Source organism: Xanthomonas sp. 1678, assembly GCF_031455575.1.
Taxonomy (GTDB): Bacteria; Pseudomonadota; Gammaproteobacteria; order Xanthomonadales; family Xanthomonadaceae; genus Xanthomonas_A.
In genome coordinates, this window is the sequence record NZ_JAVDSZ010000005.1 from 201726 (window position 1) to 216835 (window position 15110).

Sequence of the window (15110 nt, forward strand, 5' to 3'; positions counted from 1 at the left end):
TCCCCTGTAGGAGCGGCTTCAGCCGCGACCGGGGCGTTCCCGGACAGATCCGGTCGCGGCTGAAGCCGCTCCTACAGAGAAAAACGGCGCGCCGCTGATCGACGCCGACGGCCAGCGTGGCCGGGTGCCGCCCTGGCAGGGCAACACCGCTCCCCCAAGCAGTGTTTCAATCGCCGACGCCGACCTCGCGCAACGCCTCGCCCCAGATCCGGTAGCCGTCCTCGCTGGGGTGGGTGCTGTCGGGCATCAGCGCCTGCGGCAGGCTGCCGTCGGGTTGCAGGAAGCGCGCACCGATGTCCAGCCAGCGCACCGCCGGGTCGTGGCCGAAACGCGCGGCCAGCAAGCGGTTGGTCTGCACGATCGGTTCGCGCCGCGGCGCGTCGGCGGCGAAGCCGCGCGGCAGGATGCCCATCAACACGATCTTGCTGCGCGGCAGCCGCTGCCGCACCTGCGCAACCACCGCGGCCACGCCGTCGGCTGTTTCCTGCGGCGTGCTGGCACGCGCGTTGTCGGTACCGGTGAGGTTGTTGGTGCCGATGTTGATCACCACCCAGCGCGGCGCCAGCCCGTCCAGCTCGCCCTGGCGCAGCCGCCACAGCACGTTCTGGGTACGGTCCCAGCCGAAGCCCAGGTTCAATACCTTGCGCGCGCCGAAGGTGCGCTGCCAGGCCTGCGCGCCGCTGACCCGGGTGGCCTGCGGCGGCCCGGCCCAGAAGTGGGTGATCGAGTCGCCGATCATCACCACCTCCGGCTGCAGCCGGCGCGCCGCGTCCAGCGCGGCGTGGTGGCGCGCGTACCAGTCGTAGGAATCCTGCTCCAGCCACGGCACCGGCACGAGCGCGGTGTTGGCCTGCGTCATCGCCGCCAGCGGGACCCGCGGCGGCTCGCCGAGCAGCCGCGCCAGGGTCGGCTCGATCGCCTCGGCCATGCGCCGTTGGCCGCGCGTGTCCGGATGCAGCGCCTTGCCGGCCGGACGCAGCCGCGGGTCGTAGAACAGGCTTTGGTCGAGCGCGCCGTCCTTGCCGAAGACCGCGCCGATGTCCAGATAGGTGACACGCGGATTGTCGCCGTAGCGCACCGCCAGCGCGCGATTGACCTCGGCATCGCGCGCGCTCTTCTGCGCCGACACCGCGCTGGGCAGCAGGCCGAGCAGCAGGATGCGCGTGTGCGGCAGGCGCTGTTCCAGCGTCGCCACCACCGCGTCGATGCCGAGCACGGTATCCGCCGCGCTGTGGTTTTCGTGGCCGGTGTTGTTGGTGCCGATCAGCAGCATCGCCACCTTCGGCCGCAGGCCATCCACTTCGCCGTGCTGCAGCCGCCACAGCACATGCTCGGTGGCATCGCCGCTGAAGCCCAGGTTGAGCGCGCCGCGGCTGCCGTAGAAGGTCTGCCAGGTCGGCTGGAAATCCTCGTCCGGCGCGTCGGCCTTGTCGTAGTTGTGGGTGATCGAATCGCCGATCAGCAGCAGCGGCGCGTCCGGCTGCGCGCGCACCTGCGCCAGCACCTGCTCATGGCGCTGCGCCCACCAGGCTTCGTGCAGGCGATCGGCCGGCGTGGTCGCCGCCACGCCGGTTTCGGCCTGCGCGCCACCAACGCCGAAGAAGCTGAGCGACAGCAGCAACGCCGCGCCCTGCCAGGCGCGCGCACCGCCGCGACGCGGCCGCGAGAAGTCCGAGCCAGACCACAAGGCGCGCAGAAAACGCTGCATGTCCGAACCTGCCGATGCTTGCGAAGGAACGGCATTCTGGTCCGCCGATCGCCGCGGCGGCAAGCGCGGCGCCGGTGCAGTCCGGTGTGGCGCTCGGCGTCCGCCGCACAAACGAAACCCCGCACCAGGCGGGGTTTCGTGGTTGCCGGCAGCCCGGACTCAGTGACCGCCTGCGGCGGCCGCACCGCCACCGCCCGCGAACGGCGGCTTGGCCAGCCACAGGAAGAAGATGATGCCCAGGAACGTCCAGCCCAACAGGTAGAAGATGTCGTTGAAGCCCATCTGCGACGCCTGGTGGTTGATGGTGTTGTTGAGGAACGCAGCGCCGGTCTGCAGGTCGCCCTGCCCCATCGCCTGCACCTGTTCCTGCATCCCCGGCGTGTAGTGGAGATGTGCTGGGTGAGATGCGCGTGGTGCATCCATAACAAACTGATATCTTCTTGTGTCCAAGACTTTGGTGCCGAAATAAATACTACTGTAATCAGCAGTCCTTGATATGCCCAAATTGGAAACAGGCAAGATCTTTGATGTATGCTTCGGGGCGTCAGCAGCTTTTATTAGTGCATGTTATGCTCCGACTCAAATAGGAGGAACTGTCCGTGGATAATATTATCCTCGCCTCGGAGGATCTGGATCCGGGTGACTTTGTTAACATCTACGACAACGGCGGAATTGCCAATGCTCGCAAGGCAGATGCTTCCGCCGCCAATGCCGACAAGGTCGCGCAAGGATTCGTGAGAGTTGCCACAGCGGCGGGCAGCCATGCGACGGTATATTTCAAGGGCACCAATGACCGGCTGGTCGGCTTGACGCCAGGCTTAACCTACGCACTGAGCCATTCCATACCCGGCGCTGTGATCGAATTGGGGACGGCCACTACCACGGCGGGTGAGAGCTTGCAGGTTCTTGGAGTGGCGGTCACCGCCACGACCCTCTACGCCGAAATCGACCAGCCGATCATCCGGGGGTGACCCATGAGCACGCGCAAGCCACTGGTATTACTAGATGACAACCGAGTGGGCGAATTGCCCGCAGGCGACTTGATAAGCGGCGGCCGTATTGCTTTGACCATGACACTGAATCTGTACGTTAGTACGATCGGGGATGATGACAGCGATGGCCTGACCCCAGAAACGCCATTCCGAACAATCCAGCGAGCAGTGGATGTGGTGCTGCGCAATTACGATCTATCAGGCCATATGGCAAATATCAACGTCGCGGACGGCATCTATACTGAAGAAGTGCTTGTTTTATATGGCAGCGCAGGCGCAATACGCTTTGCAGGCAGCACAGCGGCGAACTGGCGTGGTGTTGGCGGATATGCATTACGTGCGTCCTTTGGCTCAAACATCCGGGTCGCAGGATTCACATTTGGCGGAGGCACAATTGCAACCTATCACATCGGCGTAACTGGCCAGGCGTCGCTAATACTGGAGGGTGGCAGCGTATTTGGAGCTGCTGCAAGCCGGCATATTTTGGTCGCGCGGCAAGCATACCTCTCTATTGAAGGTGGTTATACGATTACAGATGGCGCCAATTCTCATATCGGCGTACTTGATGGCTCGATGGCCGTTTACTCAGCAATTACCACAACGCTGACCGGGACGCCTTCGTTCAGTGCTGGCTTTGTCGTCGTAGGGCGCAATTCTTCGGTAAACGCAGGTGATGCGGCAACGCTCACATTCAATGGTGCGGCGACGGGGCCGCGATACGCAATGCACGTGCTGTCTTCGATCTGGACCGGGGGCAAAGGTGCCAATCTGTTCCCTGGCAGTACCGCTGGCACTGCGACAACGGGGTCGGTGTACTCGTGATGCAAGTCATCTGGGCAGGATGCCCTTTGCCCAAGTCAGCCGAGAACGGCTAGCCGCAGGTACAGGCTCGAAGACTCACTAGCTACAGCCGTTGTTGAGCGCTCAACAGCATTTCAACTCTCCCCGTAGCGTGCGTCAAAGGGACCTCAGCCCTGACGCTTTACCGACATGGCCATCTAGTGCCACGGCGCCCCCAAGTTGCAGGGGCGTAGCGCCACGCTGAAGCCCTCGCCCACTCAGCCTCAGTGGCCGCCTGCCGCCGCCGCGCTGCCGCCACCGCCCGCGAACGGCGGCTTGGCCAGCCACAGGAAGAAGATAATGCCCAGGAACACCCAGCCCAGCAGGTAGAAGATGTCGTTGAAGCCCATCTGCGAGGCCTGGTGGTTGATGGTGTTGTTGAGGAACGCCGCGCCGGTCTGCAGGTCGCCCTGCCCCATCGCCTGCACCTGTTCCTGCATCCCCGGCGTGTAGGTGGAGATGTGCTCGGTGAGATGCGCGTGGTGCATCTGCGTGCGCTTGGCCCACAGGTAGGTGGTCAGCGAGGCGGCGAAGCTGCCGCCCAGCGTGCGCAGGAACGTGGCCAGGCCGGAGCCGGCCGCGATCTCGCGCCCGTCCAGGTCCGACAGCAGGATCTGCAGCACCGGCATGAAGAACAGCGCCACGCCCACGCCCATCAGCAACTGCACGCCGGCCACGTGGGCGAAATCGACCTGCAGGTTGAAGTCCGAGCGCATGAAGCTGGTCGCCGCCATGAAGATGAAGGCGACGCTGGCGAGCATGCGCAGGTCGAAGCGCGGGGCGTACTTGCCGACGAACGGGGTCATGATCACCGGCAGGATGCCGATCGGCGCGGTGGCCAGGCCGGCCCAGATCGCGGTGTAGCCCATGTCGCGCTGCAGCCACTGCGGGATCAGCAGCGACACGCTGAAGAACGCGGCGTAGGCCACGATCAGCGCCAGCGTGCCGGCGCGGAAGTTGCGGTGGCGGAACAGGCGCAGATTGACGATCGGATCCTTGTCGGTCAGCTCCCAGATCAGGAACACCGCCAGCGCCACCGCCGAGACCGCGGCCAGCACGATGATCTTGTCCGAGTTGAACCAGTCCTCGTCGTTGCCCAGGTCCAGCACCAGCTGCAGACAGCCCACGCCGATGATCAGGGTGATCAGGCCGACGTAGTCCATGCGCGGGCGCTCTGTCGGTTCGGGGCGGTCGCGCAGCTGCGCGCCGACCACCACCGCGGCGATGATGCCCAGCGGCACATTGATCAGGAAGATCCATTCCCAGCTGTAGTTGTCGGTGATCCAGCCGCCGAGGATCGGCCCGGCGATCGGCGCGACCACGGTGATCATCGCCAGCAGCGCCAAGGCCTGTCCGCGTTTCTCACGCGGGTAGATCGACACCAGCAGGCTCTGCGTGATCGGGTACATCGGCCCGCACACGAAGCCCTGGATCGCGCGCGACACCACCAGCATGCCCATGCTCTGCGCCAACCCGCACAGCAGCGAGGCGGCGGTGAACGCCAGCGTGGCCCAGATGAACAGCTTGGTCTCGCCGAAGCGGCGGCTCAGGAAGCCGGTCAGCGGCAGCGCGATCGCGTTGCTGACCGCGAACGAGGTGATGACCCAGGTCGCCTGTTGCGAACTGGCGCCGAGGTTGCCGGCGATGGTCGGCAGCGAGACGTTGGCGATGGTGGTGTCGAGCACCTGCATGAACGAGGCCATCGCCAGGCCCATCGTGCACAACGCCACGCTGGGCGGGCGGAAGCCCAGCGCAGGCGCGCCCGGTGCCCCGGGCGCGGCAGGAATGGCAGCTTGGTTGGACATGGCCGGGCTCAGTTCGCCTTGGCGGCGGCGGGCAGGTTGGCGTGGATGATCTGCGCGATGGCCTCATCGGCCTGGCCCAGTTGCTGCGCGTAGACGTCGGTGTCCAGCAACGTGCCGGTGGCGAACTTGCTCGGCAGCACGCCGCCGTTCTGCTGGTGCAGGTTCACGTCCACCTTCATCGACAGGCCGATGCGCAACGGGTTCTGCGCCAGTTGCTTGGGATCGATGGCGATGCGCACCGGCACGCGCTGCACGATCTTGATCCAGTTGCCGCTGGCGTTCTGCGCCGGCAGCAGCGAGAACGCGCTACCGGTGCCTAGGCCCAGGCTCTGCACCGTGCCCTGGTAGCGCACCGCGCCACCGTACAGGTCCGACTCCAGCTCCACCGGCTGGCCCAGGCGCATGTGCTTGAGCTGGGTTTCCTTGAAGTTGGCTTCCACCCACACCTGCTCCAGCGGCACCACCGCCATCAGCGCGGTGCCGGGCTGCACGCGCTGGCCGACCTGCACCGAACGCCGCGCGATGTAGCCGGAGACCGGCGCGACGATCGCGCTGCGCGCGTTGTTGAGGAACGCCTGGCGCACCTGCGCGGCCGCGGCCTGCACGTCGGGCTGGTGGGCCACGCCGTTGTCGTCGATCAGCGCGCGGTTGCGCTCCACGGTCTCGCGCGATCCGCTGACCGCGGCCTCGGCGGCGGCCAACTGGTCGCGCGCATGCGCCAGCTCTTCGGCGGAGATCGCGCCGGTGGCGACCAGGCTGCTGCGGCGGGCGACGTCGGCGCGCGCGCGCTGCAGGGTCACCTGCTGCGCCGACAGTTCGGCCTGCGCGCCTTCCACGCTGCGGAACAGGCCGCGCACCTGGCGCACGGTACGCGCCAGGTTGGCTTCGGCCTGCTGCAGCGCGACCTGGGTATCGGCCGGGTCGAGCTTGACCAGCAACTGGCCGCGCTGCACGCGCATGCCGTCGTCGGCGCCGATGCTGACCACGGTGCCCGCTACCATCGGCGTGATCTGCACCAGGTTGCCCTGCACGTAGGCGTCGTCGGTGTCTTCGTGCCAGCGGCCGGAGACGAAGTACCAGATCGCCAGCGCGATCAGCACCAGCACCACCACCACGGCCAGGCCGCGCAGCAGCTTGCCGCGCCGGCTGGGGGCGGGAGCGGAGGAATCGGGGGTCGTTGTCTGATTCATTGCGGCGGTCTCAGGAATGCGTGGAAGCGGAAGAGGTCAACGGGGCGTCGGCCGCGGAGGTGGCTTCGTAGCCGCCGCCCAGCGCCTGGTTCAGGCGCACCGACACCAGGATCTGGTTGGACTGCAGCGAGGCCAGGCGCTGCTGCGCCTCGAGCAGTTGCTGCTGCACGCTCAGCACGTCCAGGTAGTTGCCGATGCCGGCGCGGTAGCGCTGCTGCGCCAGGTCGAAGGCGGCCTGCGCGGTGTCTACCGCCTGCGCCTGCTGCTGCGCCTGCTGTGCCAGCGAGCGCGCCGCGCTGACCTGGTCGGCGACTTCGCGCAGCGCCGCCACCAGCGCCTGGTTGTAGGTGGCCACGGCCAGGTCGTACTGCGCGTCGCGCTCGGCCAGCTGGCTGCGCAGGCGGCCGCTGTCGAACAGCGGCAGGCTCAGGCTCGGCGCGAACACGCCCAGCACGGCGTCGCCCTTGAACAGGTCGGAGGGATTGGTCGCGGCCACGCCGCCGAGCGCGAGGATGTCGATGCTGGGATAGAACTGCGCCTTGGCCGCGCCGATGCTCTGCGAGGAGGCCTCCACGCGCCAGCGCGCGGCGACCACGTCCGGGCGCCGCCCGAGCAGGTCGCTGGGCAGCACCGACGGCAGTTGCATCGCCACCGGATCCAGCGGCCGCGGCCGCTCGATCTGCAGGCCGCGATCCGGGCCGCGCCCGAGCAGCGCCGCCAGCGCGGTGCGCGCCTCGTCGATCTGCTGCTGCGCGGCCTGTTGCTGCTGGCGCGCCGCAGGCACCCGCGCCTCGGCCTGGCGCAGCTGCAGGTTGCTGTCGATGCCGGCGGCGACGCGCTGCCGCACCAGCTTCAGGCTGTTGTCCGAACGCGCCAGTTCTTCGCCGGCCAGGTCGTACAGGCGCCAGGCGTAGCCGAGCTGCGCATAGGTGCGGGCCACGCCCGCCGACAGGTCCAGGCGCGCGGCCTGGGCATCGACCTGCGCCGCATGCGCCTGGTCCACCGCCGCTTCCCAGGCCGCGCGCTTGCCGCCCCACAGGTCGAAGCCGTAGCTGAAGTTCAGCAGCGCCTGCTCGTTGTGGATGTACTTGCCGCCGATCTCGTCGCCGGCCAGCCCCTTGGGCAGCTGCAGGCCGGTATAGCCGGCCGACAGCGATAGCTTGGCGCCGCGGTCGGCATTGGCCGCGCCGGCCTGGGCCTGCGCCAGACGCAGCCGCGCGTCGGCCGCTTCCAGGTTAGGCGTGCCCTGCAGCGCCTCGGCGATCAGCGCGTCCAGCTGCGGGTCGCCCAGCGCCTTCCACCAGTCCTGCTGCGGCCACGCGGCCGGCGCCAGCTGGTCGGCGGCCAGGGTCTTGCCGGCCTGCAGCTGCTGGTCGGCGTCGAGCCTGCGGCCCTGCGGCTCCAGGCCGCGGCTGCTGGCGCAGGCGGCCAGCGCCAGGGTGAGTGCCGCGGCCGCGAACGGGCGCAGGCGATGGGACGAAGCGGAGAGGTTCATAAGCGGATTCATGGCGAATTGAGGGAATCGCGGACGCGGATCAACAGCGAAGTGAGGTGCTCGCGCTCGTCGGCGGAAAGATCGCGCAGCGCGCTGGCGATGGTCTCGTCGCCGCGCCGCTTGAGCTGTTGCCACAGCGCGCGGCCTTCGTCGGTGAGCACGATCTGCAGCGCGCGGCGGTCCTGCGCATGCGCTTCGCGGCGCACCCAGCCCAGGTCCTGGAGCTTGTCCAGCAGGCGGGTGACCGCGCTGGGGTTCTGGTCGATGGCCTGGGCCAGTTCGTTGGCGGTGCACGGCGCCATGTAGGCCAGTGCCTTCATGCCGATGTAGTGGCTGAAGCCCAGGCCGAGCTCGAGCTCGGCCATGGAGTCATCCAGACGCCGCATCAGGCCGTCGCGCACCTGCCGCAGCAGCAGGCCGAACGACGGCGGATCGGGAAGGGAGGGAGCGCAGTTCATGGGTGCCAATTATTTTCATCTGGAAATATATGTCAAGGAAATATCGCACCTACAAACAAATGCTGCGTTGCAGCAACGCAACGCCGGCGCGCGCACACTCTAGTCCCGGACAGGCCTGGCCAAGTATTACAATCGGGACAATGAATATCGAAATCGCGCCATTCTCGCCATCATCGCCCGACCACGAACCGGCCCATCTGCTCGATCCGCGGGCGAAGGACTGGTTCGAGCGGGCCGACGGCCCGTCGCTGCTCGCGTTCCTGGCGCACAAGCCGGTCGCGCTGGAGCACGAGGTGGACTGGCACCGCCATGTCCGCGGCCAGATGATCTGCGTGGAAGAAGGCCTGCTGAGCACCCGCACCGAGCACGGCCACTGGTCGCTGCCGCCCGGTTGCGCCGGCTGGATGCCGCCGCAGGCGATGCATACGGTGCAGATCTCCGGGCCGCTGCGCGGCTACGTGCTGCTGGTGGCGCCGTCCGTCTGCGCCGACCTGCCCGATCGCCCGTGCGTGATCGGCATCAACGGCCTGCTGCGCGAACTGCTGCTGCGGGTGGCCTCATGGGACCTTCCCGAGGCCCTGGACGCGGACCAGCAGCGGATCGGCGCGGTGCTGCTGGACGAGTTGCGCAAAGCGCCGCTGCAAGGCCTGCACCTGCCGATGCCCAGCGACCGGCGCCTGCTGCGCATCGCCGGGCAACTGCTCGCCACGCCTGCCGACGATCGCTCGCTGGCGCAATGGGCGCACTGGGCCGGATTGTCGCCACGCAGCCTGAGCCGGCATTTCCGCGATGAGACCGGGCTCGGCTTCGCCGGCTGGCGGCAGCAGGCACGGCTGGCCGAGGCGCTGCGCCAGCTCAGCGACGGCGCCAGCGTCGCCGATGCCGCGCACCGGCTCGGCTACAGCAGCCCCAGCGCCTTCGTCACCGCCTTCCGCGGCCATTTCGGCCATCCTCCGGCCCGTTATCTGGCCAGCACCGGCCGCACCGGCACCACGCGCGGCTTGGCATCGCCGGCCGCATCCGGATAATCGACCGGCTGACCTGCGGCGCCCGCCGCCGCGTTCCCCTATAGGTATTTCCCGCGCATGACCGATCTCGCCCGCCCCGCCTTCCATGGTTTCGAACAGCTGCCGCTGCGCGAATACGCCGAACGCGCCTATCTCGACTATTCCATGTACGTGGTGCTGGACCGCGCCCTGCCGTTCCTCGGCGACGGCCTGAAACCGGTACAGCGGCGCATCATCTACGCGATGAGCGAGCTCGGCCTGAACGCCACAGCCAAGCCGAAGAAGTCCGCGCGTACCGTCGGCGACGTGATCGGCAAGTACCACCCGCACGGCGACAGCGCCTGCTACGAGGCGCTGGTGCTGATGGCGCAGCCGTTCTCGTACCGCTACCCGCTGATCGAGGGCCAGGGCAACTTCGGCTCCACCGACGACCCCAAGTCGTTCGCGGCGATGCGCTACACCGAGTCCAAGCTGACCCCGATCGCCGAAGTGCTGCTCGGCGAGCTCGGCCAGGGCACGGTGGACTGGTCGCCGAACTTCGACGGCACCATGGACGAGCCGACCTGGATGCCGGCGCGGCTGCCGCACCTGCTGCTCAACGGCACCACCGGCATCGCCGTGGGCATGGCCACCGACGTGCCGCCGCACAACCTCAACGAGATCGTCAGCGCGCTGATCCGCCTGCTCGACGATCCCGACGCCAGCGTCGCCGACCTCTGCGAACACGTGCGCGGCCCGGACTACCCGACCACCGCCGAGATCATCACCCCGGCCGCCGACCTGCGCGCGATCTACGAGACCGGGCACGGCAGCGTGCGCGCACGCGCCACGTTCCTGAAGGAACACGCCAACATCGTGGTCACCGCGCTGCCCTACCAGGTGTCGCCGTCGAAGGTGATCGAGCAGATCGCGCAGCAGATGCGCGCCAAGAAGCTGCCGTGGCTGGAAGACATCCGCGACGAGTCCGACCACGCCAACCCGGTGCGGGTGGTGCTGGTGCCGCGCTCCAACCGGGTCGACGCCGAGCAGCTGATGGGCCACCTGTTCGCCACCACCGACCTGGAGCGCAGCTACCGGGTCAACCTCAACGTGATCGGCCTGGACGGCCGCCCGCAGGTCAAGAACCTCAAGACCCTGCTCGAGGAATGGCTGCGCTTCCGCAGCGACACCGTGGTGCGCCGGCTCAACCATCGCCTGGAGAAGGTCGAGCGCCGCCTGCACCTGTTGGAAGGCCTGCTGGTCGCGTTCCTCAACCTGGACGAAGTGATCCGCATCATCCGCAGCGAGGACGAGCCCAAGCCGGCGCTGATCGCGCGCTTCGCGCTGAGCGAGGAACAGGCCGACTACATCCTGGAAACCCGCCTGCGCCAGCTGGCGCGGCTGGAGGAGATGAAGATCCGCGGCGAGCAGGACGCGCTGGCCAAGGAGCGCGAACAGTTGCAGGCGGTGCTGGCCAGCAAGACCAAGCTGAAGAAGATGATCAAGGACGAGCTGGTCGCCGACGCCAAGAAGTTCGGCGACGCGCGGCGCTCGCCGCTGGTGCAGCGCGGCGCGGCGCAGGCGATCGACGAGACCGAACTGGTGCCGAGCGAGCCGATGACCATCGTGATGTCGGAGAAGGGCTGGATCCGCGCGGCCAAGGGCCACGACGTGGACCCGGCCGGGCTGTCCTACCGCGACGGCGACAGCCTGCTGGCCGCGGTGCGCGGGCGCAGCACGCAGCAGGTGGCGTTCCTGGATTCGGAAGGGCGCGCCTATTCCACGCTGGCGCATACCCTGCCCTCGGCGCGCGGCAACGGCGAACCGCTGACCGGGCGTTTCTCGCCGGCCTCCGGCGCCTCGTTCCAGGCCATGACCAGCGGCGAGAACGACAGCCGGCTGGTGCTGGCGTCCTCGCACGGCTACGGCTTCGTCACCCGCTTCGAGAACCTGACCAGCCGCAACAAGGCCGGCAAGGCGATGCTCAACCTGACCCCGAACGCCAAGGTGCTGACGCCGGCCTCGGTGAGCAATCTCGCAACCGACCGCATCGTCGCAGTGACCAGCGCCGGCCACCTGCTGGCGTTCCCGATCGCCGACCTGCCCGAGCTGGACAAGGGCAAGGGCAACAAGATCATCGAGATCCCCAAGGCCAAGCTCGGCACCGAGCGAGTGGTGGCGATCGCCGCGGTCGCACCGGGCAACACGCTGCTGGTGAAGAGCGGCCAGCGCACCATGTCGCTGTCGTTCAAGGACCTGGACGCCTACCTAGGCGTGCGCGCGAGCCGCGGCGGGCTGTTGCCGCGCGGCTGGCAGAAGGTGGATGACTTGGCGGTGGAGTGAGTTTGAGGCCGGGACTCGGGACTCGGGACTCGGGACTCGCAACAGCAAACAGCAAATCGGCCCTTTCGGGCCGATTTTTTTCTCGCATCAAAACAGCAGCGGACGGTAGGACTCTTCGAGTCCCGAGTCCCGTTACTCCCCCACCGCACTCCCGCCCATCTTCGAGGTCTGGTACAGCGCCATGCCCAGGCGCTTGATCAGGCCCAGTTGCTGCTCCAGCCACCAGGCGTGGTCTTCTTCGGTGTCCTGCAGCTGCTTGAGCAGGATGTCGCGGCTGACGTAGTCGCCGTGCTCCTCGCACAGCTTCATGCCCGCGGCAAGATTCGCGCGCACTTCGTATTCGACCTTCAGGTCCTTCTGCAGCATGTCCTCGACCGTGCGCCCGGGCTCGAACGCGTGCGGGCGCATGTCCGGGTCGCCCTCCAGGAACAGGATGCGCCGCAGCAGCGCGTCGGCGTGCTCGGTCTCTTCTTCCATCTCGTGGTTGATGCGCTCGTACAGCGCCTGCAGGCCCTGATCCTCGTAGCGTCGCGAGTGGATGAAATACTGGTCGCGTGCGGCGAGTTCGCCGCGCAGCAGGTCCTTGAGGCATTGCACAACTTCAGGATGTCCCTTCATGGGGCAGGCTCCGTTTTCAGCTAAGGCGGCCATAGTGCCCGAGCCGCGCGCGCCGCGTTCCAATCGGAATCATTAGCATCCCGATTCCAGCCGACGTGCAGCGCGCGTCAGCGACGACCGATAGCCCACCCGCGCGATGAACCTGACCCTGCCCCAACCCGCCACGGACAGGTCGCACAGGAACGACACGCAGTCGCGTCTAGAATCCAGCATCGGCCGGGAGAGACGTGGATGCGGAGCAGGTGGAAACAAGGGATGTTGTGGCTGGCGGCCTTGGCGCTCGGCCTGGTCCTGGTGGTGTGGCTGCTGCTGCGCGGCAGCCTGGCCAGGCTCGACGGCCAGGTCGATCTGGACGGGCTGGCGGCGCCAGTGACGATCCAGCGCGACGCGCTGGGCGTGGTCACCATCGACGCCGGCAACGAGGCCGATGCGATGCGCGCGCTCGGCTACGTGCATGCGCAGGAACGCTACTTCCAGATGGACCTGATGCGCCGCGCCGCCGCCGGCGAACTGTCGGATCTGGTCGGCCGCGCCGCGCTCGGGGTGGACGAGCATCGCCGTGCGCACCGCCTGCGGGCGCGCGCCGGGGCGCAACTGGCTGCCTTCGGCGGTGGCCATGCCGCGGCCCTGCAGGCCTACAGCGCCGGCGTCAATCGCGGCCTGCACGCGCTGCGGGTGCGGCCGTGGCCTTACCTGCTGCTGTTCAAGGCACCGCGCGACTGGCAGCCGGTGGATTCGGTGCTGGCCGGCGAGGCGATGTATTTCGACCTGCAAGGCCGCCAGGGCGACCGCGAACTGTCGCTGTACCGCCTGCAGCAGCATCTGCCGGCGCCGCTGTTCGCGTTGCTGCGCCACGACGGCAGCAGCTGGGACGCCGCCCTGGACGCCCCGGCGCGCGGCGACGCCACGCTGCCCGACGCCAGCCAGGTCGATCTGCGCGCCCTGCCCGACGCCCCCTCCGACGGCAGCGCAGCGGAGCATGCCGCGCCGGGCAGCAACAACTGGGCCATCGCCGGCAGCCGCAGCGCCGACGGCCGTGCCATCGTCGCCAACGACATGCACCTGCAACTGGGCGCGCCCAGCCTCTGGTTCCGGGTACGGCTGCGCTACGCCGACGCGCAGGCACCAGGCGGCCGCGTGGACGTCACCGGGTTTTCGCTGCCGGGCCTGCCGGCGGTGATCGTCGGCAGCAACGGCCATGTCGCCTGGGGCTTCACCAACAGCTACGCCGACACCAGCGACTGGTACCGGGTGACGCCGTGCGCGGCTACGCCGCAGCCCGGCTGCACCGCGGTGGTCCGCCACCGCGAACGGATCAAGGTGGCCGGTGGCGTCGATGTCGCGCTGGACGTGGAAGACACCGTCTACGGCCCGATCCTGCAGCACGAGCCGGACGGCACCGCGTTGGCGCAACGCTGGGCGGCGCAGCTGCCCGGCGCGCTGAACCTGGGCCTGGCCGACCTGGCCCGCGCCGATTCGCTGGCCAGCGCCTTCGCCAGTGCCCAGCACATCGCCACCCCGGCGCAGAACATGGTGCTGGCCGACAGCGCCGGGCGTATCGGTTGGCGCGTGCTCGGTGCGCTGCCGCTGCGCGGCCCGGCGTGCCCCAGCGACGCCCTGGTCCACGACGTCAGCGCGGGCGTGCCGGCGGCGCAACGCTGCGCGCCCTGGCCGGTCTCCACGCAACACTCGCCGCAGCGCATCGATCCCGCCGACGGGCAGCTGTGGACCGCCAATGCGCGTGTGGTCGGCGGCGAGGAGTTCGCGCTGCTCGGCGATGGCGGCTACGCGCTGGGCGCGCGCGCGCAGCAGATCCGCGACGACCTGCGCCTGCATCCGCAGCTGGACGAGCGCCAGCTGCTGGCGATCCAGCTCGACGACCGTGCGCTGCTGCTGCAACGCTGGTGGACGCTGCTGCAGCAACGCGACGGCGGCGCCGCCACGCCCGCGCTGCACGCGCTGGCGCAGGCCAGCAAGCACTGGGAGGGCCGCGCCAGCACCGATTCGGTCAGCTATCGGCTGGTGCGCGCCTGGCGCCTGGCGCTGCTGACCCGGATCCGCGATGGCCTGATCGCCCCGGCCCGCGCCCAACTGGGCGCCGACTACGCGATGCCGCCGCTGCCGCAGCTGGAAGCGGTGGCCTGGCCGCTGCTGCAGCAACAACCTCCGCATCTGCTGCCGCGCCGCTACGGCAGCTGGCAAGCGTTGCTGGAGGACGCCGCCGCCGAGGTCCGCGACGCGCCCGAGCAGGACGCGCCGCTGCCGCAGCGCCGTTGGGGCGAACAGAACACCGCCGCGGTCTGCCATCCGCTGGCGCGGTCGCTGCCCGGCTTCCTGAAGCGCTGGCTGTGCATGCCGGCCGAGCCGCTGCCCGGCGACAACGACATGCCGCGGGTGCAGCGCCCGGACTTCGGCGCCTCCGAGCGCATGGTGGTGGCGCCCGGCCACGAGGCCGACGGCATCGCGCACATGCCCGGCGGCCAGAGCGAGCATCCGCTGTCGCCGTTCTGGGGCGCCGGCCACGACGCCTGGGTGCAGGGCCAGGCAACGCCGTTCCTGCCCGGTCCTGCGCGCTACACGCTGACATTACGACCGCCTGCGCAACAATGACCGATTGCGGCATCGCTCGCGTGCTGCGCGGTACCGCCTGCCACGGCGGCCGCGCGGCGCCCGCG

General features: G+C 68.6%; 11 protein-coding genes and 1 pseudogene. 5 read left to right on the forward strand and 7 right to left on the reverse strand.

All coding sequences use genetic code 11. The features are described from left to right. Window positions 1–166: 166 nt before the first annotated feature. Together J2Y70_RS11620 and J2Y70_RS11625 are read right to left on the reverse strand one after the other, a co-directional pair. On the reverse strand, window positions 167–1708 hold the full coding sequence (locus J2Y70_RS11620; protein ID WP_309917430.1) for a GDSL-type esterase/lipase family protein: 1542 nt from the start codon (window positions 1706–1708) through the stop codon (window positions 167–169). Between the two features lie 159 nt (window positions 1709–1867). Next, window positions 1868–2127: pseudogene (locus tag J2Y70_RS11625) on the reverse strand (MFS transporter); the annotation flags it as partial. A gap of 180 nt (window positions 2128–2307) precedes the next feature. Between J2Y70_RS11625 and J2Y70_RS11630 the strand changes: the two are divergent. Continuing rightward, on the forward strand, window positions 2308–2679 hold the full coding sequence (locus J2Y70_RS11630; protein ID WP_309917433.1) for a hypothetical protein: 372 nt from the start codon (window positions 2308–2310) through the stop codon (window positions 2677–2679). A gap of 3 nt (window positions 2680–2682) precedes the next feature. After that, a complete protein-coding gene (locus tag J2Y70_RS11635) occupies window positions 2683–3522 on the forward strand; it encodes a hypothetical protein (RefSeq protein WP_309917436.1) in 840 nt (279 codons plus the stop codon). Window positions 3523–3764: 242 nt separating this feature from the next. On the opposite strand, the gene J2Y70_RS11640 is transcribed toward J2Y70_RS11635, so the two are convergent. Genes J2Y70_RS11640 through J2Y70_RS11655 form a run of 4 tightly spaced genes read right to left on the reverse strand, consistent with a single transcriptional unit; the run spans window position 3765 to window position 8488 of the window. Next, window positions 3765–5345 carry a DHA2 family efflux MFS transporter permease subunit gene (locus J2Y70_RS11640; protein ID WP_309917439.1) on the reverse strand — a complete coding sequence of 527 codons (1581 nt, stop codon included), beginning with the start codon at window positions 5343–5345 and terminating at the stop codon, window positions 3765–3767. 8 nt (window positions 5346–5353) lie between these two features. Beyond that, the gene (locus tag J2Y70_RS11645) at window positions 5354–6535 is read right to left on the reverse strand and encodes an efflux RND transporter periplasmic adaptor subunit (RefSeq protein WP_309917443.1); all 1182 of its coding nucleotides are present in this window, start codon (window positions 6533–6535) and stop codon (window positions 5354–5356) included. Window positions 6536–6545: 10 nt separating this feature from the next. Next, window positions 6546–8030, reverse strand: coding sequence for an efflux transporter outer membrane subunit (locus tag J2Y70_RS11650; RefSeq protein ID WP_309917447.1), 1485 nt, complete (start codon window positions 8028–8030; stop codon window positions 6546–6548). A gap of 8 nt (window positions 8031–8038) precedes the next feature. Beyond that, on the reverse strand, window positions 8039–8488 hold the full coding sequence (locus J2Y70_RS11655) for a MarR family transcriptional regulator (RefSeq protein ID WP_309917450.1): 450 nt from the start codon (window positions 8486–8488) through the stop codon (window positions 8039–8041). Window positions 8489–8628: 140 nt separating this feature from the next. Here J2Y70_RS11655 and J2Y70_RS11660 point away from each other — a divergent pair, with 140 nt between their 5' ends. Together J2Y70_RS11660 and parC are read left to right on the forward strand one after the other, a co-directional pair. Further along, window positions 8629–9516 carry a helix-turn-helix transcriptional regulator gene (locus J2Y70_RS11660; RefSeq protein ID WP_309917453.1) on the forward strand — a complete coding sequence of 296 codons (888 nt, stop codon included), beginning with the start codon at window positions 8629–8631 and terminating at the stop codon, window positions 9514–9516. Between the two features lie 57 nt (window positions 9517–9573). Further along, window positions 9574–11817 (forward strand): DNA topoisomerase IV subunit A, encoded by a 2244-nt coding sequence (parC, locus tag J2Y70_RS11665; protein WP_309917456.1) that lies wholly within the window; start codon window positions 9574–9576, stop codon window positions 11815–11817. Window positions 11818–11949: 132 nt separating this feature from the next. Here the strand turns inward: parC and bfr are convergent, their stop codons facing one another. Next, the gene (bfr, locus tag J2Y70_RS11670; RefSeq protein ID WP_263395028.1) at window positions 11950–12435 is read right to left on the reverse strand and encodes a bacterioferritin; all 486 of its coding nucleotides are present in this window, start codon (window positions 12433–12435) and stop codon (window positions 11950–11952) included. A 231-nt stretch (window positions 12436–12666) separates the two neighbouring features. On the opposite strand from bfr, the gene J2Y70_RS11675 reads away from it, so the two are divergent. After that, on the forward strand, window positions 12667–15045 hold the full coding sequence (locus J2Y70_RS11675; RefSeq protein WP_309917461.1) for a penicillin acylase family protein: 2379 nt from the start codon (window positions 12667–12669) through the stop codon (window positions 15043–15045). The last annotated feature ends 65 nt before the right edge of the window (window positions 15046–15110 follow it).

Coding starts and splice junctions, on each gene's coding strand:
- J2Y70_RS11620 (WP_309917430.1), bottom strand. CDS start 1,708: ATGCAGCGTTTTCTGCGCGCCTTGTGGTCTGGCTCGGACTTCTCGCGG.
- J2Y70_RS11635 (WP_309917436.1), top strand. CDS start 2,683: ATGAGCACGCGCAAGCCACTGGTATTACTAGATGACAACCGAGTGGGC.
- J2Y70_RS11640 (WP_309917439.1), bottom strand. CDS start 5,345: ATGTCCAACCAAGCTGCCATTCCTGCCGCGCCCGGGGCACCGGGCGCG.
- J2Y70_RS11645 (WP_309917443.1), bottom strand. CDS start 6,535: ATGAATCAGACAACGACCCCCGATTCCTCCGCTCCCGCCCCCAGCCGG.
- J2Y70_RS11650 (WP_309917447.1), bottom strand. CDS start 8,030: ATGAACCTCTCCGCTTCGTCCCATCGCCTGCGCCCGTTCGCGGCCGCG.
- J2Y70_RS11655 (WP_309917450.1), bottom strand. CDS start 8,488: ATGAACTGCGCTCCCTCCCTTCCCGATCCGCCGTCGTTCGGCCTGCTG.
- J2Y70_RS11660 (WP_309917453.1), top strand. CDS start 8,629: ATGAATATCGAAATCGCGCCATTCTCGCCATCATCGCCCGACCACGAA.
- parC (WP_309917456.1), top strand. CDS start 9,574: ATGACCGATCTCGCCCGCCCCGCCTTCCATGGTTTCGAACAGCTGCCG.
- bfr (WP_263395028.1), bottom strand. CDS start 12,435: ATGAAGGGACATCCTGAAGTTGTGCAATGCCTCAAGGACCTGCTGCGC.
- J2Y70_RS11675 (WP_309917461.1), top strand. CDS start 12,667: ATGCGGAGCAGGTGGAAACAAGGGATGTTGTGGCTGGCGGCCTTGGCG.